18 protein-coding genes, 1 tRNA gene and 5 pseudogenes are annotated in these 20182 nt (G+C 68.7%); 16 read left to right on the top strand and 8 right to left on the bottom strand.

Annotated elements, in window-relative coordinates:
- Window positions 1-326: 326 nt before the first annotated feature.
- Window positions 327-539, bottom strand: a complete 213-nt coding sequence (locus AQJ46_RS55940; protein WP_059211903.1) for a hypothetical protein — start codon at window positions 537-539, stop codon at window positions 327-329.
- 344 nt (window positions 540-883) lie between these two features.
- Between AQJ46_RS55940 and AQJ46_RS49355 the strand changes: the two genes are divergently transcribed.
- Window positions 884-1384, top strand: a complete 501-nt coding sequence (locus AQJ46_RS49355) for a hypothetical protein (protein ID WP_059211902.1) — start codon at window positions 884-886, stop codon at window positions 1382-1384.
- Between the two features lie 185 nt (window positions 1385-1569).
- Window positions 1570-2154 carry a class F sortase gene (locus tag AQJ46_RS49350; protein WP_167368271.1) on the top strand — a complete coding sequence of 195 codons (585 nt, stop codon included), beginning with the start codon at window positions 1570-1572 and terminating at the stop codon, window positions 2152-2154.
- 63 nt (window positions 2155-2217) lie between these two features.
- Here the strand turns inward: AQJ46_RS49350 and AQJ46_RS58190 are convergent, their stop codons facing one another.
- Window positions 2218-2817, bottom strand: a complete 600-nt coding sequence (locus tag AQJ46_RS58190; protein ID WP_059211901.1) for a hypothetical protein — start codon at window positions 2815-2817, stop codon at window positions 2218-2220.
- Between the two features lie 705 nt (window positions 2818-3522).
- Here AQJ46_RS58190 and AQJ46_RS59320 point away from each other — a divergent pair.
- The 7 genes and pseudogenes from AQJ46_RS59320 (at window position 3523) to AQJ46_RS49315 (ending at window position 8832) form a co-directional block, all read left to right on the top strand.
- Window positions 3523-3795, top strand: coding sequence for a hypothetical protein (locus AQJ46_RS59320; protein ID WP_208617128.1), 273 nt, complete (start codon window positions 3523-3525; stop codon window positions 3793-3795).
- Window positions 3777-4589 (top strand): transposase, encoded by an 813-nt coding sequence (locus tag AQJ46_RS59315; RefSeq protein WP_208617127.1) that lies wholly within the window; start codon window positions 3777-3779, stop codon window positions 4587-4589. Before AQJ46_RS59320 ends, AQJ46_RS59315 begins: the two co-directional genes overlap by 19 nt.
- Before the next feature lie 217 nt (window positions 4590-4806).
- Window positions 4807-5674: pseudogene (locus AQJ46_RS49335) on the top strand (AraC family transcriptional regulator).
- A gap of 191 nt (window positions 5675-5865) precedes the next feature.
- Window positions 5866-7098: pseudogene (locus AQJ46_RS49330) on the top strand (IS3 family transposase).
- A 33-nt stretch (window positions 7099-7131) separates the two neighbouring features.
- Complete coding sequence (locus AQJ46_RS49325; protein ID WP_059211900.1) at window positions 7132-7695, top strand: dihydrofolate reductase family protein; 564 nt, start codon at window positions 7132-7134, stop codon at window positions 7693-7695.
- An 86-nt stretch (window positions 7696-7781) separates the two neighbouring features.
- Window positions 7782-7970 (top strand): annotated as a pseudogene (locus tag AQJ46_RS49320) (transposase); the annotation flags it as partial.
- A 331-nt stretch (window positions 7971-8301) separates the two neighbouring features.
- Window positions 8302-8832, top strand: a complete 531-nt coding sequence (locus tag AQJ46_RS49315) for a GNAT family N-acetyltransferase (RefSeq protein WP_063803962.1) — start codon at window positions 8302-8304, stop codon at window positions 8830-8832.
- 766 nt (window positions 8833-9598) lie between these two features.
- Here the strand turns inward: AQJ46_RS49315 and AQJ46_RS49310 are convergent.
- A tRNA-Met gene (locus AQJ46_RS49310) sits at window positions 9599-9672 on the bottom strand.
- 311 nt (window positions 9673-9983) lie between these two features.
- On the opposite strand from AQJ46_RS49310, the gene AQJ46_RS49305 reads away from it, so the two are divergent.
- Complete coding sequence (locus AQJ46_RS49305; RefSeq protein ID WP_059211897.1) at window positions 9984-10319, top strand: WhiB family transcriptional regulator; 336 nt, start codon at window positions 9984-9986, stop codon at window positions 10317-10319.
- Between the two features lie 80 nt (window positions 10320-10399).
- On the top strand, window positions 10400-10597 hold the full coding sequence (locus AQJ46_RS49300; RefSeq protein WP_059211896.1) for a hypothetical protein: 198 nt from the start codon (window positions 10400-10402) through the stop codon (window positions 10595-10597).
- 349 nt (window positions 10598-10946) lie between these two features.
- Here AQJ46_RS49300 and AQJ46_RS49295 read toward each other — a convergent pair whose 3' ends face one another.
- A complete protein-coding gene (locus AQJ46_RS49295) occupies window positions 10947-11402 on the bottom strand; it encodes a hypothetical protein (RefSeq protein WP_225887654.1) in 456 nt (151 codons plus the stop codon).
- Between the two features lie 217 nt (window positions 11403-11619).
- Entirely contained in the window at window positions 11620-12228 is a 609-nt protein-coding gene (locus AQJ46_RS49285; protein ID WP_059211895.1) for a TetR/AcrR family transcriptional regulator, read from the bottom strand.
- Between the two features lie 57 nt (window positions 12229-12285).
- On the opposite strand from AQJ46_RS49285, the gene AQJ46_RS49280 reads away from it, so the two are divergent.
- Window positions 12286-13185 (top strand): alpha/beta fold hydrolase, encoded by a 900-nt coding sequence (locus AQJ46_RS49280; RefSeq protein WP_079072836.1) that lies wholly within the window; start codon window positions 12286-12288, stop codon window positions 13183-13185.
- A 1834-nt stretch (window positions 13186-15019) separates the two neighbouring features.
- Here AQJ46_RS49280 and AQJ46_RS49275 read toward each other — a convergent pair.
- Both AQJ46_RS49275 and AQJ46_RS53625 read right to left on the bottom strand, forming a co-directional pair.
- Window positions 15020-15371, bottom strand: a pseudogene (locus AQJ46_RS49275) (ABC transporter ATP-binding protein); the annotation flags it as partial.
- Window positions 15372-15373: 2 nt separating this feature from the next.
- Window positions 15374-15584, bottom strand: a pseudogene (locus AQJ46_RS53625) (DUF1775 domain-containing protein); the annotation flags it as partial.
- Between the two features lie 104 nt (window positions 15585-15688).
- Here AQJ46_RS53625 and AQJ46_RS49270 point away from each other — a divergent pair.
- The 4 genes from AQJ46_RS49270 to AQJ46_RS49255 all read left to right on the top strand — a co-directional run bounded on the left by AQJ46_RS49270 (window position 15689) and on the right by AQJ46_RS49255 (window position 18519).
- A complete protein-coding gene (locus AQJ46_RS49270) occupies window positions 15689-16237 on the top strand; it encodes a SigE family RNA polymerase sigma factor (RefSeq protein ID WP_059211894.1) in 549 nt (182 codons plus the stop codon).
- Window positions 16234-16950 carry a SecDF P1 head subdomain-containing protein gene (locus tag AQJ46_RS49265; protein WP_059211893.1) on the top strand — a complete coding sequence of 239 codons (717 nt, stop codon included), beginning with the start codon at window positions 16234-16236 and terminating at the stop codon, window positions 16948-16950. Before AQJ46_RS49270 ends, AQJ46_RS49265 begins: the two co-directional genes overlap by 4 nt.
- Window positions 16951-17068: 118 nt before the next feature.
- A complete protein-coding gene (locus AQJ46_RS49260; protein ID WP_059211892.1) occupies window positions 17069-18313 on the top strand; it encodes an MFS transporter in 1245 nt (414 codons plus the stop codon).
- Window positions 18314-18327: 14 nt separating this feature from the next.
- On the top strand, window positions 18328-18519 hold the full coding sequence (locus tag AQJ46_RS49255) for a hypothetical protein (protein WP_059211891.1): 192 nt from the start codon (window positions 18328-18330) through the stop codon (window positions 18517-18519).
- Between the two features lie 27 nt (window positions 18520-18546).
- Here AQJ46_RS49255 and AQJ46_RS49250 read toward each other — a convergent pair whose 3' ends face one another.
- Entirely contained in the window at window positions 18547-20025 is a 1479-nt protein-coding gene (locus tag AQJ46_RS49250; RefSeq protein WP_059211890.1) for an MFS transporter, read from the bottom strand.
- Between the last annotated feature and the right edge of the window lie 157 nt (window positions 20026-20182).

Below are 20182 nucleotides of genomic sequence, written 5' to 3'. Positions count from 1 at the left end.
ACGCAACAGCCGCCCCCACTGGTAACGGGACAACCTCTCTAGAAGAAAGCCCCCCTCTGACTATCGGTCGGCGTACGGGTGTTGGGCCGTCGGCTGGCCGGGCACGCTGGACCTCACGGGAGGCATCGACGAACGGCAAGAGGCCCGGGCGCCGGCCGCGCAGGCCCGCGACGTGGCACGGGCGGCGCACGACACTGCCTGGCAGCGGGTCCTACGCGCGATCAGAGGCGGCAGATGGGGCTGGCAGGACACTCCCTCCTCGGAACGTCCAGGCTGGAGGGAGCGCGGGCCGCGACCCTCGCCGACGATGTGGCGTTCGCCGTCGACTATCGGGCTTTGACGGCCGATTCCTTCGCCGGTCTCAGCACGCTCAGGTCGACGGCCGGGCCCTCGCCCGTCTTGGGCGTGACGGCGGCCCGTCGATCGGGCTGGTTGACCTCGACGACCTGGGTTGCCTCCCGGCTCAGGAACCGTGCCAGGGCGGCTCCGTAGGAACCGGTGCACTCCACCCCCGCACGATGCAGGGGGCCGATGGTCATTCCAAAAGCAACGTGGGGAATCTACCGACCCCCTCTTCGCGGTCACTCGCCGCGAAGGCGGATGAACCACTGCAGCGGCAGCCACCGGCGTCCTGCGCTTTCAAGGTTCACCCAGGGGACGGACGCTGGTCCTTGGTCACCTGTGCGGTGCATTCTTCGAATCTCTCCCTCAAAGCCGCTCACCTGCGTAAATGATCAAAGGACTGCGGTCGCTGGGTGTGGCCGGATGGTCCATCCGTCCGTATGCCGTGTTGCGGCCCTGACGGTCTGTCGGTTTTCTCATGAGCGGAGCACAACAACGGGGCTGCGCATTCGGGCCGGCCACTGCTTCCCCGGAGGAACTCATGCGTATCAAGTGTGCAGGCGCCGGCATCGGTCTGGTTCTCGGTGCCGTCGGTCTGTCGGGTCCAGCTGCAGCAGCCGCGAGCGGCCCCAGCAGTGATTCAGGTATCCACATCAGCACGAGACACGCCGTCCCAGGCTCCACCGTCCGCGTCAGCACGAGAGCCTGTGGCTCGGAGACTTATGGGAAGGGCGAGGCCGAGGCAGGAGGCCAGTTCCATCTCTTCCCGGGCGCCCGTACGGGCGTACTGACCGGCGAATTCCAGGTGCCGAGTGGAACCGAGCCCGGTGCCTACACCGTCACTCTGAAGTGCCCGCCGCGAGTCAAAGTCACGGGCACGTACCTGGTCGGCACCGGCAACCCCAGTGGTTCGGTCGATGCCGGTTTCGGGACGGGCAACGACAAGGGCACACAGCTTGCCCTGGGGGCGGTGCTGCTCGCCGGAGCCGCCGCAGGAGGCGCGATCAAGATGCGCCGCCGCCTGGCCGGTGCCCGCACCTGACGCTCTGCTCCATCGGCCCAGTCCCCGGGCCTGTGTCGGTCCGGGGGCCGAGTCGCTCCCGTCACTCATTTCGGCCGCAAAGCAAAGGCGCTAGAGCGATGGCACCCGGCGACGAGCCCGTCGATTCTTCCCCTGCGTTCACTCCCTCCACCAAGTTTCTCGCCTGCGCCCTGCTGACGGGCTTGATGCTGGTGATCACGGCACTCCGGGGCGGACAGCCTCCGCAGCCTTCGACCGCGCAGTCCTTCTCCCCCTCCCTGCGGCCCGGCCTCAGCAACACCGCCTCGGCCCACCACCCCTCAGTGTCGGCGTTGCCTCCCTCTGATCCGGTCCGGCTGCGGGTCCCCGCCATCGGCGTGAATGCCCCCATGACGGAACTGACCCTCGACGAGACAGGAGCACTGCGCCCACCACCGGCAGATTTGCCGGCCTTTGCCGGGTGGTACGGCGATGGCACAACTCCCGGCTCAGAGGGGACAGCCGTCACGACGGGACATGTCGACACGCAGGAAGGACCCGGGGTTTTCTACCGGCTCGGGGCACTGGCCAAGGGCGACACCATCGAGATCACCCGGGCAGACCGGCAAACAGCAGTCTTCACGGTCGACGCCGTCGAGCTCTACGACAAGGAGGCATTTCCGGACGAGAAGGTCTACGGCAGTTCCCCCCGGCCCGAATTACGCGTGATCACCTGTGGGGGTGAATACGCCGAAGAAACTGGCTACCAAGGCAATGTCGTGGTATTCGCGACGCTGACCGCGGTGACGTGACCACACCGAACCAGCCTTTTCGTCCTGCCCCGCCCCAGACAGCTGATGTGCTGGGCACAGCATTCACCCGTGTACGGCGTGCAGATCTGCAGCTCGTCTTTTGGCGAGAGTTTCGTGGAATGCCCGCACGACCGCCTCCAGGACGGTCACCGACTCCAAGACACTGAGCGCGAGGGCCCCGTCCGTCGTGGTCGGTTCCGTAAATTGGTGGGCCACATCGTCCATGCTAGTCAGGTGCACGAACCGCTCCTCCCACCAGGTATCCGGCAGCTGGAGGACCGGCTCGTCGGACAGGACCGGCTGGTCGACGCGCACCGACAGCTCCGCCCGGAGGACGGTGCCGTCGTCGACGCCGTCGTGGACAGCCAGGAGGGCGGGCCGGCGCCCGTCGAGGTCCCCGAACTGGGCGTCGAGGGCGCCCTCCCACAGCTCCCCTCCTGGGCCGCCGGCGCCTGGCTCGTCCCGCGATATGGGGTCCGCGTCATGATGGTCGACCTGCTGGCCCGGCTCGTCGACACCGTGGCTGCGGCGGTGGTGTATGGCACCGGTCGGCCCAACTCCTACCCGTGGCCACTGCTCCCGGCGCTGGTGGTGGCCGGACTCGGCCAGGGCCTTTATGCCGTGCCGTTCTTCACCACTGCACTGCACCACGTCCGCCCGCACGAGACCGGCTCAGCAGCCGGGCAAACTTGGAGGTACCCTCGGCATCGCCCTGCTCGGCAGCGTCTTCTTCCACATCACCACCAGGTCCGACGCTCACGCGCAGGAGAGCGCCGCACTGGCAGGAGCCTGGAGCGCCTTTTGCGTCGCGGCCGTGCTGATCCTCTCCACGGCGGTCGCCACCACCTTCATGCACCCCCGACAGCAGCGAAGTTCCCCGCCCACCGGTCCTACCCCAGGACACGAGCCGGCGGCGCAGCACAGCTCTCACGGGTGAACAGGCGAGCGGAGCTTGGCACATCGGAGCCAGGCCGTGCGGCATCGCGTCGGGCCCTCTCCCTTTTCGATCCTCCGACGCCTTCTCGGCCCCAGCACAGCGTTGAAGACGACGACCGAGTCGGTGAAGCACTGGGAGAACGGCCGCAGCGAGCCGAAGTCGCCGCGCCCGGATGCAGCGGCTCCTGACCGGGGGCGGCGAAGTATCCGGCCCCGGTGCCGTCTCGGATTCCGCGACGGTGCCGGCTGCGTCCGGCGCACCGGCCGCGTCCGAGGTGGAGACGGCAGACGCCCCGCAGCCTGTCGACGTTCCCGGTGCGGGACCGGCGCGTCCCGCCGCCCTGGCTGGCGCGACATCGCGACGTCCGTGGCCCCTCTAAAGGGGCTGCGAAGCCGGCAGCCGATCCGCGGTTCCCGCACGAGCCGCTCGCGGTGCTGGACGGCGACGGCTCCGCGCACGGCGCGGGCGGCATCGTGCTCGACTGCCCGGCGACAAGCGTGGTGGAGCTGGTGGAGTGGACGCTCAGGGAATCCGGGCTCGGTGCGCCGCGTCTGCACCGCAACGGCAAGGACAGCGACCCGCTGATCGTGCTCACCCACCGCGACCGCCATGAAGCTCGGACTGCCGGAGCGCCTGGAGGGCCACGAGCAGCCGCCGCTCCCTGCGCCTTGCGGAGCATCACCCAGTGGTCAAGCAGGTGGTGAAGGCGAAACGGCGGCTCACCCAGCCCGGGTTCGGGCCGTGGGCAACGATCTACCGCAAGGCCCAGGGGCGAGAGCGGCGATGCGTGCAACTGGCGATCCTGTCGTGGGACGCCCTCCATGAGCGGTCCTGGCCCGGCGTCTCCGCCATGGAGTCGGCAGACGTCGGCCGCGTCCTCGGCACCTATGCCCAGCGGGTCATCACCCCGCGCGGGTCAGCGGCCGTGTCCGGGCTGGAGCTCATGACGGCGCTGCACCCGCCCACCCGCGCGGTGCAGGACGCGCAGACGGGAAAAGTGGGTGCCCGGCCACAACCCTGGCTCGCTCGGGGCGGAGCCGATGGACCCGGCCCCGCCGGAGGCCACCGCCGAACACCCCGACGTCGTGAACTCCGGCTGGAGCGGCAGCACCGGGCCGCGGAGTTCAAGAAGTTCCTGATCCGGATCGACAAGGTGGTGCCCGCGCACCTGCAGATCCACCTGATCGTGGAAAGCTACGGCACCCACAAGACCCCTGCGATCAAGGCCTGGCTGGCCAAACATCCGCGGTTCGAACTGCACTTCACCCCGACCCGCTGTTCCTGGATCAAGCAGGTCGAGCGGTGGTCCGGCTACCTGGCCCACCAGATGATCCACCGCGGCGCACACAAGCACGTCCAGGCCCTGGAAGCCGACATCCGGGCCTGGGCCAAAAACTGGATCGAAGATTCCAAGCCGTTCATCTGGGCCAAGATCGCCGAAGAGATCCTCGACTCCCTCGCCCGCCTCTGCCGACGGATCTCTGGCGCTGGACACTAGCAATCACACCGACCGCAGGCCCAGCACCTGCTTGTGTGACTGGGCGCTTCAGTTGGCGAGTGAGAGGTCGAGTCGGCGAGTTGAGTCTGAGCCCGAGATCGATAGGTCGGAAGCGGCGAACCGCGTCAGCCCACGCGCCTGACCAGATCGGATCGCAGCGGTCGGGTATTGCCGGGGTGCCGGCTGCCAGGGTTGGAGTCGAAAGGGAGGCCCCCTAATGATCTCGGCACTCAACCAACTTGTCGATCTTGTCGAGGAGCACCTCGCCGAGGAGCTCGACGTCGACAAGTTCGCTGGGGCGCTCGGCACCACCGAGTACCACCTGTCGGATGTTCTCGTCGTTGGCCGGTATGCCGCTGTCGGAGTACGTGCGGCGGCGCCGCATGACAGTTGCCGCCGCCGACGTCGTGCGGGGCAAGGGGGATCTGCTGGGCATCGCCGTCCGGCACGGATACGGCTCGAGTGAGGCGTTCGGACGCGCGTTCCGGGCGGTCCACGGTGCCAGCCCCAGTGTCGTGCGCCGTAATGGAGGCCCCTTGCGCACACAACCGCAGCTCAGGTTCCGCCTGACTGTTGAAGGGAGTATCCCCATGAACACCCACCTGGTCGACCGCCCTGCATTCCGGCTGGCCGGACACGCAACCCGGGTTCCGCTCATTCATCAGGGCGTCAACCCGCACATCCAGGAACACATCGCTGCGCTACCACCGGAGGAGCATCTGCGGCTGAAGGCCCTCAGCGACACCGAACCGAAGGGCCTGCTGCAGGTCACCGATGACCTCGATCCCGACGGCAGAGAGGGCAGTGAACTGACCTACCTGCACGGAGTCGCCCTCAGCCGGGACACGCCGGTCCCGGACGGGCTCGACACCATCGAGGTACCACCTGGAATGTGGGCTGTCTTCCGTACCAGCGGACCGCATCCGCAGGCCCTGCAGACGACCTGGGCGGCGACCGCGACCGAGTGGCTCCCCTCCAACCCGTGGCGGCTACGGCCGGGCCCCTCGGTCGTCGCGGTCCACGAGCGCGCGGCCGATTTCAGCACCGCGACGTGCGAGCTATGGCTTCCCGTCGAACCAGCGTGACGCACTATCGACCGTCGAACGCGGTTGGGCGCTTGAGTTGACGGAATCAGCCAACTCAAGCGCTCAGCCACAGCTTGCTGTGACTGAGCACGATGAGTGTGGTTCCCCTTGAGGAACCCGGGCCCTCCCCCTTGATCGTGGGCATCTCGGAGACTGGATCATGAGTGGTCCAGGGAAAAGAGAGATCCCAAGTGGGGACGTACAGATATCCGGAGGAGTTCCGGGCTGACGCGGTGGCGATGGTGCGCTCGTCGGACCGGCCGGTCTCTCGCATCGCCGCAGAGCTCGGCGTGAACGGGGACACGCTGCGCCAGTGGGTGAAAAAGGCTGACATCGCGGAGGCTGCTGGCCTGGCGGCCGGGCAGGCGTCGCCGGTTCGGACCGCGACGCCGGTGGAACCGGCGAAGGACGCGGAGATCAGCCGGCTGCGTCGGCAGGTCCGCGAGCCGAGATGGAACGGGACATACTCCGGCGGGCTGCGAAGTATTTCGCGCAGGAGACGAACTGGTGAGTCGCTTCCAGTTCGTCGAGGACCACCGCGGCGCATTCGGCGTCAAGCGACTGTGCCGGGTGCTGGAATGCTCCCGGTCCGGGTTCTGTCGCTGGGTGGCCGGGACCACGGCCCGCGTCGCGCCCAGGCGAGCCGATGTGCGGCTGGCCGAGCGGATCAGGGCCATTCACGCCGCCTCGGGCGGCACCTACGGCTCCCCGCGGATCACGGCCGAGCTGGCCGACGACGGGCTGGCGGTCAATCACAAGCGGGTGGAGCGGGTGATGCGTGCCGCCGGGATCGCCGGGGTGCATCTGCGCAGGAAGGTCCGCACCACGATCCCGGAGCCGTCCGCGACGCCGGTGCCCGATCTTTTGCAGCGTGATTTCACCGCGGCCACGCCGAATACCCGCTACGTCGGCGACATCACCTACCTGCCCGTCGGTGATGGCCAATTCCTATACCTAGCGACGGTGTTGGACCTGTGCTCGAAGCGGATGGTGGGCTGGTCCATCGCCACCCACATGCGCACGGAGCTGGTCACCGACGCGCTCAAGGCCGCCGCCGCGATTCGGGGCGGACGCCTGGACGGGGCGGTCTTTCATAGTGACAACGGAGCGCAATTCGTCGCGAGGGACTTCGCGCAAGTCTGCGAGGAGCTGGGCGTGGTCCGCTCCCGCGGCGCGGTGGGGACCAGCGCGGACAAGGCCGCCGCAGAATCGTCAACGCGAGCCTGAAGAGAGAGACCTTTCAGGGGCGAAAGAGCTGGTCACGGGCGCGAGAGGCCCGCCACGCGGTCTTTCGGTGGGTCACCCGCTACAACACCAGAAGGAGACACTCCAGCATCGGTCAGATCAGTCCGATCGCCTACGAGCAAAGATCCAATACGTTGTGCCCGATGAGTAAGGCAGCCATGCCAGGTCTACAGCATTGAAACCAGTCTGGATCGATACAACAGGAGATTGAAGTGTCTACATCAGTGCTCGATATGTCGGTGTCTCTCGACGGGTACATCGCCGACCCTGACGACTTCCTCGGCGGTCAGGACGGCGAGCGGCTGCACAAGTGGGCCGACGCCAAAGGCGAGTCCGCTCGGACCGCCGCGCGGTTCCAGGAGAAATGGAACGCGGCCGGTGCGGTACTCGCGGGACGGCGGACCGCCGAACTCATGGATCACTGGGGCGGTGATCATGGAGGTCTCCCGATCTTCGTGCCCAGTCACCGCCCACCCGGCCCGGCCGCCCGCTGGGGCTATCCGTTGGTGACCTACGTGAACGACGGGATCGAAAGCGCGATGGCCCAGGCCAAGGCCGCCGCCGGCGACAAGGACGTGCAGGTGCGCGGTGCGTACACGGGGCAACGAGCGCTGGAAGCCGGAGTCCTGGACGAGGTGCAGATCCACCAGATCCCGGTGCTGCTCGGCCGCGGACGACGACTGTTCGACGTCCTGCCCTCGGAGATCGAGCTGGAGATCGCCCAGGTGATCGACACGCCGGAGGCCACCCACATCCGCTACCGCGTCCGTCGCTGATCCGGTCGCCCAGCTGAGCAGCCCGATCGCCTACGACCAGAGATCCATTACGCTGACCACGGATCGAAGCGGCCAGCGCCACCACCGAGCTGCCCAGCCTTCGCCAGTTTGCTCAGCACCTCCTGCGCGACCTCGACGCCGTCACCGCCGGCCTCAGCCTTCACTGGAACTCCGGCGTCGTGGAGGGCCATGTCAACAGGATCAAGATGCTCAAGCGCCAGATGTTCGGCCGCGCAGGATTCGAACTCCTCCGCAAGCGGGTTCTATTGGCGTGACCGAGCGCTACGGCACTACACGAAGTGGGCCAGAGCCAGAACTCACCGATAAAGCCAGTCGTGGCCCGCTCCCGTTCCATCTGTCCCCCTGACCCTTCCCTTGCCCTGTTCCGGGCCAGCGAAGGTCCCCGCGGCGCTGGTCGGGACAGGGCCTTGAAAGTCGACTGCCTAACGGCTCGGTCCGCGATTGTTGGTGGGTGTAGCTCCGTCTCGGGGGCAGCTGATCCGTGGTGTTGCGACGAGCGTTGACCAGCCGGCGATGTTGTGATGGGCGGTGCTCGGTCGGGATATTCACTGGTCGCCGCTTGTTGATGGTGGTCATACTGCCGCGGTGGATCCAGTGACTCTTGAGACCGACCGTCTGCTGTTGCGGGCCTTCACACCTGCCGACGTGGATGCGGTGTTCGAAGCCTGCCAGGACGAGGACATCCAGTTCTACACGCCGGTGCCGGTGCCGTACCGGCGTGCGGACGCGGAGAAGCTTGTCGGCGAGAAGCTGCCCGCTCAGTGGGCCGAGGACAAGGACTACACCCTCGGCGCGTTCCGCAAGGACACCGGCGCCCTGGTCGGCTCGTACTGCCTGACCCTCATCAGCCGCGGCGTCTGGGAGCTCGGTTACTGGGCGGTCAAGGAGCAGCGCGGACGCGGGTACTCGGTTGAGGCCGCTCGGGCCCTGTGCGACTGGGGCTGGGCCACTCTCGACGTGCACCGTATCGAGTGGTGGGCCATGGCCGAGAACACCGGCTCGCGTGCCGTCGCCGAGAAACTCGGCTTCACCGTCGAAGGGACACTGCGCAATCGCAGCATCGCCAACGATGGCAAGCCGCACGACTGGTGGGTGGGCGGACTGCTGAGGCCCTGATGCTCGGGCCCATGCTTCGCCGGCTGCGTTTGCTCTTCAGCGGGCCGTACGGCTGCCGTGTGTTCATTGATCTGTCGCAGGGGGTGCTGAGCGCTTCTCGCTGACGACCGAGTGCCGGACCGCGCAGAACTGAGGCGGTGGTGATCCGAGGCGAGCTACTCGCCGTTCCGACGCTACCGATGGGGCTGCAACGGCATCAGGCGGGGCATCCTGGACTTACCCGCCTTCCCCGCTCGCGCTGCTGGATCGGCCAAGCGGCCGCGCGCGCCTCCCGGTGAAGTCGCAGTGCCAGATTCATCCGCTCCCATGCCTCGGCCGGGGCGCCGGTCAGGACAGGGTCGATGCGCCAGCCGCCCGCTGGCTGGCTTCCGCTACCTCATCCGTTCCCGAATCCTCCGCAACTACTACGGCGCAGTGACCACCCTCAACCTGTTCAACTTCGCCTTCCAGGCCGTCTTCATCCTCTACGCCACCACCGAACTCGGGCTCAGCCCCGGCCTCCTGGGCGCCTTGCTGGGGAGCGGCGCCGCCGGTTCTGTGCTCGGGTCTGCGCTGACCGACGTGCTCACCTTGACGGCCACGAGCCAGCCGAGGCGCTCGTCGAGTGCCGTCCAGGCGTCCCCCATGCGGCCGGCCCGGAGTCGCCTCCATAGGGGTGCCGAATCCCAGACGCGTGTGGCATCGAGGGGTGATTTCGGCGGTGGGCCGACGGACCCGAGAAAGACGTCGGTCTCCGCCGCTCACTGCGGCGGAGACCGAACTCCAGTAGCGGGGACAGGATTTGAACCTGCGACCTCTGGGTTATGAGCCCAGCGAGCTACCGAGCTGCTCCACCCCGCGTCGGTTGGCCCACCGTACAACATGTTCCGGGCCAGGTGCTGGCGCAATGAGGCCAGTCGATGATTGTCGCCGTCGTTGAGCATGCTCCCAGCGCCCGAAATCGCCGCGCGATGTCCGGAAGCGAACGAGAGGTTCGCCAACGACATCCCCGCTATCGCCCCGTCCCACCCTGAGGCAAGTCCGCGTCACTCTAGGGAGTTGAGCGCTCTTCCGCTGCTGAACACGCGGCATCGGACTCGCGTACTCTCACACGCCTGCCGCATGTAGCCGGGCCTAGCTGCTGGCCGAATCGAGGAGGGGACGGTGCCGAGGTGATAACGGATACCGACTGGGGCGATCGCGGGCTGTGCAAGAGCGCCGACCCGGACGAACTGTTCGTTGAGGGAGCCGCGCAAAACCGGGCGAAGGCCGTATGTACCGGCTGCCCCGTGCGCACCGAATGCCTGGCCTACGCCCTGGACCAGCGCATCGAGCACGGCATCTGGGGCGGCATGACCGAACGCGAGCGGCGGGCGCTCCTTCGCCGCCGGCCGACCGTGACGTCGTGGTGGCACCTCCTGCACACAGCCCGCATGGAGCATGAGCAGCAGACCTATGCCGCCGTCCCGGCCGAGGACCGCATCCGGGTCTTGCACGAGGCCTGCTGACCGCGCAGGTGGGCGCCATCACGCCAGGGCAGGGCCTTGCGGAATGGCCGAAACGCGGACAGTACCGACAGGTCGGAGGAATGTTCGACAAGATCCGCCGTCGCCTCCTCCGTACGCTTCTACTCTCCGACAGCGAGGGCGAGCGGGTCGAGGCCGGCGAAGCGGTAGTTGACGAAGACGATCAAGATCGAAAGTGGAGCTGCCCGCCGGGCGAGATGGTGGCGCTTGAACGCACCGCGCAACACCTACACCACAGCGACGACGACCTCCAGGGTTGACGTCGACCACCGGGCGGGATCCGCTCCCCACACCCCTGCGGCCGCAGCCCGCCTGCTTCCGGACTCGGCGGCAGTATTCACCCTGTCGGCGGCCTGGCGGTGTCGGCGGTCATGTATTTCCCCATCGCGAGCGTCAGCTTCCCCGCGCAGGCGTTCGACCCGGTCACACCATCGTGGTCGTTTCTCGACCGATCGGAGGGTGAGGCTAGGTTCGGCTGGTCAGTCCCAGTCGGATGCCGGCTGGTCGACTCGACCGCCTCTGTGCGGTGTAGGGATGTAGTCGCGAGCGCCGCCAGGTAGCGCAGCGACACACGCCGCCGACCAGGCGCTGACCAGCAGGGGCATCGGGTCAGTGGCCACGCAGCGAGATCCACATCTGGTGGAGTCCGCTCTGTTCGATGGGGCGGTCGCAGACACTGCAGCTGTGGATGGCGGTGGCGCCCGAGTGCCGAGGATCCAGGCTTCCCAGATCGATGTCCACGACGGAGTTCGGGGAAGGATGTAGCTGTGGGAACGGCGGCGGTCGCAGCTTGTAGTTGCCGAACAACGCCCGTGTGCTCACCGTGCTGCGGGTCAGCTTCCGGCATCGGGTGATCTCGTAGGGGAACCAGTGCAGCCGGTAGGAGGTGTAGGGGGTGAACTCCTCCAGACTGGTCATGGCCCCGATCTCGGGCGGGATCCGGACCAGATTGCTGCCGTAGAGCACGAGGCGCCTGACCGCCGTCAGCTGGGCGATGCTCGGTGTCCGATGGGAACGACGCCTCGAACTCCACGACGCCTTCGTCTCCCTGGCATGCAGCCTCATCTGCTGGCGACGCCTCAAGAAGGCCCACCCATGACCCTGTTACGAGTTCCAAGAGCCCGAAGACCGAGGCGGCTCAGGTCGGCTTCTTCCCCCGGTGAGACGATTTCGTCGCCCGGGTCGGCTCAGCCCCCATGAGGGCTGGGCCGAGTCACGTCCTGCCGAGCCGCCGGCTGCCCCAAGATCTCTGCAGATCCATTGGCGACGGAGTCGTTCCCGCCTATCGCGGCCCCGACGGTTCGGCCGACCGGTTCGGCGGAGCCTTGGCATTCTTGGCGGCGGCTGCCGCGACAGTTGCCAGGTCTTCGCCCGAGAAGCCGGCGCGGCTCAGCACCGCCAGAGATTTGTTCGTCGCCAGCGTGCACAACGCCAGCTCTGCCGCCTCCTGCTCACCGGCCCCCGCCGCCAGCAACGCCTGCTCCAGCCTCGACCGCAAACCGTCGATCATGGCGCGGACCATCGCCCGTCCCTCCGCGTCAAGGGCCGGGATCTGCGTTGCCGACACCGTGAGCAGGCAGCCGTCCGGGACCGTCGGGTCGGCGATGCGGTTCAGGGCGACCTGCAGGTAGGCGGCCACAACGGCGCTCGGGCTCGGGTGGGGGCCGGACAGTGCCTGCTCGTACAGCGGGTGGTAGGTCTGCGCGTACCGCTGGAGGCTTTTGCGGAAGAGGGCGCTCTTGTCGCCGAAGGTGCCATAGAGCGAGCCCCGGCCCAGGCCCGTGCCCTCGGTCAGGCGATCAATCGAGGCCTCCGAATAACCCCAGCGCCAGTAGACGTGCATCGCACGTCGTAGCGCCTCGTCCACGTCGAATTGCTTGCGGCCAGCCATGGTCCGTCAGCCTACACATCTTGTACCGATCGTTCAAAGATGAGTATGGTCGTCGGCATGACCAACTTGAGTTCGCTGCGACTGCATGACGGATTCCTTGACGTCTTCACCAGCCGGCTCGTGGAGGTGAACGGGCTGCGGCTGCACGCGGTCACCGGTGGGGAGGGCCCGGCGCTGCTGCTGATCGGCGGGTGGCCCCAGACCTGGTACGCGTGGCGGGAGGTGATGCCCGCCCTCGCCCGCGGGCACACCGTCGTCGCCGTCGACTCGCGCGGGGCCGGGCTCTCCGACAAGCCCGACGACGGGTACGACGCCGGCACGCTGGCCGCCGATCTGGTCGCGTTGATGGCCGCGCTGGGGCACGACCGGTTCGACGTGGTCGGCCACGACATCGGCACGTGGACCGGATACGCCGTCGCCGCCGATCACCCCGAGCGGGTGGGCCGGCTCGCCATCATCGAAGCGGTGATCCCCGGTCTCACGCCGTCCCCGCCGTTCTTCGGCCCGGCCGCGGCCAACCTGAGGCTCTGGCAGTTCGGCTTCAACCGACTCACCGACCTCAACGAGGAACTGGTCCGGGGACGGGAACAGCTCTTCTTCGGCTGGCAGTTCGCCACCAAGGCCGCCACGCCGACCGCGATCCCCGCGTACGCCGTCGACGCCTACGTCGACGCGATCACCGCGGATCCTCGGGCGCTGCGGGCGAGCTTCGCGTACTACCGGGCGCTGGACGAGACGATGGCGCAGAACGAGCAGCGCAGCAAGACCCGGCTGACGCTGCCGGTGCTCGCCGTCGGCGGCGCGCTGTGGAGCGGCGCGAATGCCGCCCAGACGATGCGGCTGGCGGCCGACGACGTCACGGGGGTCGTCCTCGACGACTGCGGCCATTACCCGGCCGAGGAGCAGCCGACGCGGTTCGTCGAGATCCTGGAGGACTTCCTCGTGGCCAACCGGTAGCAGGCACGCCACACAGCTGAACTTCGCGAACGACAGGCGGAGCTTCACAAACTCCGCTACGTCGTCGAGCAGGCATTCGCCCTCCTCCACCAGTTCAACGCCTCGCCATCCGATGGGAACGACGCCTCGAACTCCACGACGCCTTCGTCTCCCTGGCATGCAGCCTCATCTGCTGGCGACGCCTCAAGAAGGCCCACCCATGATCCTGTTACGAGCTCTAAGGGCCCAGAACCAACAACCGCTCAGGGCCGGTCACCGACGCCACCCGGGAACTCGTCGCGCACTGGAGCGTCCCCGACGCCGACTGGGCGGGCCTTCGTCGACAGCGCGCGCAACCATCTCCTCAGCGAGGCATCCGAGCCAAGACCTTTTCGCCGGAGCTTGCCCCAGATCTTGCTCTCCGCGCTCAACGCCCGGTTCGCGGCCTGCGCTTCACAACCCGCTCCCCTGTCTCGATACGGGGTCACATCACCGGGAATATCCCTAAAAGGATGTACTTCAGCCATGTCGGTGGCCCTGGAGGCGAAGAGATCGGCAGAGTCTACGGAGCAACGACACCCGTCCCACGGCCTCCTGGCCAGTGAAGGGAAACCGGACAGGTGGTACCGCAAGCGTCTCGCCGTCAGTCTCGTCGCGGCATCGGCTCTCCTCGGCGCCGGCCTCGTGACAGCCTCACCGGCATCGGCAGCCCCCACGGCGTCTACGGTATCCACGCAGGGCACGGCCCCGGCCTGCGTCAAGCGGGGCGTCATCAAGCGGCGTTTCGGTGTTTGCCCAGCTCAGAATTCGAACGGCAGGGGCTGAGCGGTGAGGTCTATGGAGAACCTGGCATGACGACCTGCCGCGAGCAGCGGACCGCGCCTGACTGAACGCCTGACGCCAAGGTGGCCCGTCGCGAGACTGAAGCGGGACGTTCACGCTGGGGCGGGGAAGGGGACGGTCATGGTGCGGTGGCCGTCGCCATTGGTTGGGCTGCGGGGATCGCCAAGAGCGCCCATGAGCATCGCCAAATGGCGGGCCGCTTCGATGGTGAAGGCTCCGTCCGGCCTGGCTGTTCCTTCCGGGGGCAGCCGCGTTTCGGCTGGGGTCGGAGGGTGGCCTCCTATGGATCGCGCCAGATCTATGTTTACGAGCCAGCAGGCCACGGCCACCTCAGCTTGGTCGGCTACCGTCCGGCGGACCCTGATGTGGCCGTACAGGGTGAAGTCGTCTCCGCCGTAGGGGACTGTTGTCGTGTGTTCCTCGCCATCAGCCGCTTGTCGCAGCAACTCACGCGCGGCGGGAGCGAGCACGGATCGGGCCATCGGCTCCGCAAAGAGCACAGGGCCTCCTCGTCGAGCACGAAGACAAGCATCGCAGGGCTGAGGCCCGACCACCAGAAGCTGCCCTGGCGCAGGACCCAGACTTCCCAGAACGGCGGTTCGGAAACAGGCTCTCGGTACGAGGCCCCGGCTTCGGGCCCGCACCCGTGCCGAACGAGAGCCGGGCTGCGACGTCTATCTGCGCGCGGCGGTATCGCTGGGGATGTCGGACCAGGCGATGCGAGCCGTGATGCGCTTGCCGATCCACCCACTGGGCATTGAACCCTCTCGAGGTGGCCAGGGGCGACTCCGCATTCCCACCTCTGCTGTGGTGGCACCTCCGGGCCACCCGTCGGACGGGCCCTAGCAGAGTCAGCTGGGACCAGTCCCGGCACCCGTAAGCCCGTGCCTGTTGTTGTACGTGACCCTTGATGACCTGCTCCCGGCGCTCGAAGACGTCTCGCAGTCAGGGAGCTGGTGTCAGGCCCCGGAACCGTCTGGCTTCCGGAACCTGACGTTGACTCATCACCGGTTCAGCGGTCGACGGCCGCGGCAGCGAGGCGGGCGTCGTCGTCCTCATGGCCGTCGTCCTTCGCGAGGGGCCGGGCCTCGTAGGTGATGCGGATGACGCCGTCGGCGTGCCTCGGTGCTGGCGCGGACGCCGAAGACATCGGCGAGGAGGTCCGGGGTGAGCACCTCCAGGACCGGGCCCGCCGCCGCGACGGTTCCCTGCCGCAGGACGACCACGTGGTTGCAGAGGCGGGCGGCGAGGTCGAGGTCGTGCAGCACGGCAAGAGTGGTGACGCCGGTGGCGCGGATCAGGTCTAGTAGCTCGAACCGGGCCCGGAAGTCGAGGTGGTTGGTGAGCTCGTCCAGCACGAGAAGCCCAGCTTCAGGACCGGCGCCGGGTTCTCCGGCTCCTGACCGCCGGACGCCTCCCCGATCCAGCGGACGGTCTTGCCGTCGGAGTAGGTCTGCAGGGTCTTGAAGGTCAGCTGGTCGGTGTCCTCGGGAAGTTGTCCGAAGGCGACGTTGAAGTCCTCGTAGTGACGGGGTCGATCTTCCTCCGGTAAAGGTGATCTCCGAGACGGTGTCGGTCCCCTGCGAGGAGCCCGGCGGGCTTGGGGGCGAGAAAGTCTGGCCGGCGGGGCAGTCGAACCTCCTTCCGCGCCCGTCTTTACAGGGGAACGAGGGAGGGCGCATTGAACGCCGACGAGGAACGCCAGTTCCGCGAGTTCGTGGCGGCACGGTCGAGATCGCTGCTGCACACGGCCTACCTGCTCACCGGGGACTGGGAGCAGGGCCGGGACCTGCTCCAGACCGCGCTTGCCGCCACCGCTCGGCGCTGGTCGAAGCTGCGCGACCGGGAGCAGCCGGAGATCTATGTGCGCCGGGCGCTTTACCACGCCCAGGTGGACCGCTTCCGACTGCTCAGCTGGGGACGGGAGACGGTCACCGACACCCTGCCGGACCAGCCGTCCGCGCAGGCCGTCGACTGGGCCGAGACCGTGGTCCAGCGGCAGGACATCATGGCCGCGCTGCGGCGGCTGCCCAAGCGCCAGCGTGCGGTGGTCGTGCTGCGCTACTTCGAGGACCGGCCGGACGCGGAGATCGCCGCGATTCTGGGTGTCGCCCAGGGGACGGTCCGCAGCCAGACCCACAAGGCCCTCGCTTCTCTCCGTACCGCCTTGGCCGAGGCGGGGCAGTCGGCCGCCTCCTCCACCGCCTCCGGAAGGGGCGTCGTCGCATGAACGACTCGACCGAACACCCGCTGCACGAAACGTCGTTGCACGACGCCCTGCACGCCCAGGTCCGAGGGAGCGGCGAGGATGCCGCCGGTGCCCATCTGGTCGGCCTGGCCGACGGCGCGTTGCGGATCGCCCGGCGGCGGCAGCGGCTGGCCCGTGCCGGTGTCGGCATCGTCGCCGCCGTCGCGGTCGCCACCGCCTGGGTGGCCGTCGCGGACGGCGCGACCCTGCGCGCCCACGTGGGTCAGCCCGCCGCAGGGGGCGAGACCACGAACACCGGGAAGACGGCCCTGATCTCCTTCCTGCCGGTCATCTCGTCCAAAGAGCACGCCTGCGCCCAGGGCAGCGGCGGCTACCCCGTGCCCGCGAGCGCGACCCACCCGGAGTTCTGCGTCCAGGCCGACCGGGCCAGAGGCATGACCGACGTCCAGGTCGCCTCCGCGAAGGCCGACAAGAGCGGTGCCGACGGCACCTGGCGGGTCGAGGTGACCCTCAGCTCCGCCGACCGGACCCGTTTCGCCGCCCTCACCGGCTCCATCGCGTCGGCCCCGGCCCCACGCAACGAATTCGCCATCGTCATCGACGGCAAGGTCCGGGGCACCCCCTTCGTGACCTCGTCGATCACCGGCGGCCGTATCGAGATCGTCGGGCCCTACGTCGGAGACCTCACCGGCGCCACCGCCCACGACCTCGCCCATCGGCTGGACCCGAACTGACAGCCGGTGCAGATCACCGAGTCACCCGGAGCGGCCGGTGGCGACGCTGCCAGCCAGGTTCACCGCTCCTCGCGGTAAGGGTTGAGTAGCTTAAGGCCATTACAACAGTGTGGCCGGTATGACACAACAAACCGCCGGACGTGCCGGATCCCAGGCCCGCGACCCGTGGCGCTATCGCTGGATCGTGCTGGGCATTGCCACCTTCACCCAGGCCGCATCCGGCTTCTTCGTAGGCGGCATCGGAGCGCTCGGCGTCCACTTTCAGAACGCCTTGGACCTGAGCACGGTGCAGCTGGGTCTGCTGGTCTCGGCGGCCCAGCTCGTGCCGTTGGCCGGGCTGCTGGTGGCCGGCGAGCTACTGGACCGCTACAGCGAGCGCTGGGTGGTCGGGATCGGGGCCGGCGCGGTCGGGCTGGCTCTGGGCGCGGGGAGCCTGGCGCCGGGATACACGGCCCTGCTGGTCGCGCTGTTGGTGGTCGGCATGGGATACAGCACCGTCCAGCCGGGTGGGAGCAAGTCCGTGGCGTCTTGGTTCGACGCGTCACAGCGCGGCTTCGCTATGGGTATCCGCCAGGCCGGGCTGCCGCTGGGGGCGGCGCTCGCCTCGGCCGTACTCCCACTCGTAGCTGAGGAGTTCGGCTGGCGGGCGACACTGCTGACCGGCGGCTTCGTCGCGCTGCTTGGAGCCGGCCTCTTCATGGGCTGCTACCGTCGGCCACCCACACCGCCCGCCCCGCAGGACAAGGAACCGTCGGACCCGCTCGCGGCACTGCTTCGCGCCCGGCTACGAATGCTCCGCGAACCGTCCACAGTGAAGATCATGCTGTCGGGAACCAGCCTGATCTCGGTGCAGTACGGCGTGGGCATCCTGACGGTGCTCCACCTCCACCAGTCGTCATCGGTCGGCGCCTCGAAGGCGGCCCTGGTCTTGGCGGCCTCCCAGGGTGCGGGCGTTGCGGGCCGGATCTGCCTGGCGGCATGGAGCGACCGGAGCAGGTCCGGGCGCTATGCCATCGTCCTGGTCTGCATGGTCGCCGTGATCGCCGGGCTGGCCGTGCTGATGACACCGGCCGGGAAGGGACCGGTCGTCGCTTCCGGCGTCTTCGTCTGGCTCGGCTTCTTCGGCTTCGGCTGGTACGGCCCGTGGGTCGCCTACGTCACCGAAGCGGCCCCACCGGGCAAGACCGGCTTCGCCCTGGGTCTGGCCATGTCCGTCAACCAGATCGCCATCGTCACGGTTCCGCCTGTGCTCGGCCTGCTGGTCGACCTCACCAGCAGCTTCACCCCGGCCTGGCTACTGCTGTCCCTGCTGACCGTCGTCGCGCTGGCGGTCACGGCCGAGGCGGAACTCCGCACCCGCTGACGCGTCTCAGACCATTGACCCTTCACTTCACGCGCAGCCCCGAGGCGCTGCACGACTTCTTCGCCTGCTCCCGTCTCCCTGCTCCCTGCTGGCCCGTCGCCGGCGGTCAGTCGGTCCCCTCATCCAGCCTGCGCAACACGTCCTCCACCAGCGTGGTGGTCCGCGGCGCCGGCGGGGTCGTGCCCGGGGACCTGGAGCGGCTGTAGGCGGGCGCGTGGAGCCGATCGATGGGGTCAGCCACGGGGCAGGAGGAGGCGGGAGAGGACGGCGGTGGCGAGGAGGAGGGCGGCGACGATGAGGAGGCCGATGCGCATGCCCGGGAGGGAGAAGCCGCCGCCGGGGCCGGCGAGCAGGCTGCCGAAGAGGGCGACGGCAAGTGCACCGCCGGTCTGGCGAAAGGAGTTGAGCAGCCCGGACGCGGTCCCTGCTCGCTCCTGCGGGACGGCGTCCATGAGCAGCGCGGTCAGCGCGGGCACCGCGAGCGCGCCGCCGACGCTCAGCGGCAGCAGCAGGACGAGCACCATCCATACCGGGGTGTGCGCGGCCAGCGGCAGCATGGCCAGCATCGCTCCGGTGAAGACCAGCTGCCCGGCGACGATCACCGGCCGCCGCCCGATCCGCTCTGCCAGCCGCGGCGACACCAGGTTGGTCGCCGTCACCACCGCCGACATCGGGACGAACATCAGTCCGGCCGCTATCGCCGACATCCCGCGCAGCTGCTGGTAGTACAGCCCGAGCAGGAAGATTCCGCCGTAGAAGGCGGCGTTGACGGCGAAACCGACCGCGAGCGGGACGGCCACCGGGCGGTCCGTCAGCATGCCCAGCGGAACCATGGGCTGGCGGTGCCGGGCCTCCACCATGCGGAAGGCGCACCCGGAGGCGAGGGCGATCGCGGCAGCGGCCAGCACGGGGCCGCTGGTCCAGCCCAGGTGGCCGCCCTCGATCACCGCGAAGGCCAGCCCGGCCAGGGCCAGTACGGCGGTGAGCTGGCCACCGCCGTCCAGTGCGGCGGGCCGGCGCGGGGAGCGCGGCACCCGGACCAGCAGGCCCAGGATCACCGCGCCCACGGGGAGGTTGAGCAGGAAGACCGCTCGCCAGCCGGCCGAGTCGGTGAGCAGCCCGCCCAGCACCGGACCCGCGGCCATCGCCACCGAGCCGCCGACCGTCCACAGCGCGATGGCGCGGGCACGCGCCCGGGGGTCCTCGTAGGCCTGCCGGATCAGCGCCAGCGAGGCCGGCATCACGACCGCGGCGGCGGCGCCCTGCGCCACGCGTGCGCCGACCAGCACGCCGATGCCGGGCGCGAGCGCGCAGCCGAGCGAGGCGAGGGTGAACAAGGCGACGCCCCATGCGTAGGCGCGGCGGGCACCGGTGCGGTCGGCGAGGGCTCCCGCGGAGAGCATCAGGGCCGCGAACATCAGGGTGTACGCGTCAACCACCCACTGCAGCCCGGCCATCCCGCCACTGAGGGAGTCCCGGATCGCGGGCAGCGCGATGTTCACGGCCGAGACGTCGATGGTGATCACGGTGAAGCCGAGAAGCGAAGCGACCAGCGCGACGCCGCTCCGCCGCGACACGGCGGGTGCCTCGGCAGGCGGCGCGGTTGGCCGGGCTCGGCCCGGCTGTCGTCGCCGCAGCTCGGGCGCCGACGGTTCCGAGTCGTGCCCGGGGGTGGAGGCGGTGGACGGGGACGGGGCAGGGGTGGCAGGCATGGTGAACTCCTGGGCGACTGCAAGGGACGGCTCATCAGAGAGGACCGGGCGGGCGGCCGCAGCCCGCCGGGGCCGCGGACCGGTGTCTCGCACCCCCTGGGCCCCGGCGGACGGGCCGCCCGCTCCGGCGGATCAACTCTCCGCCCGCGCGCGGCCG

It is taken from the genome of Streptomyces canus (assembly GCF_001514145.1).
GTDB classification, from domain to species: Bacteria; Actinomycetota; Actinomycetes; order Streptomycetales; family Streptomycetaceae; genus Streptomyces; species Streptomyces canus.
This window is presented reverse-complemented; position numbering and strand designations above follow the sequence as displayed.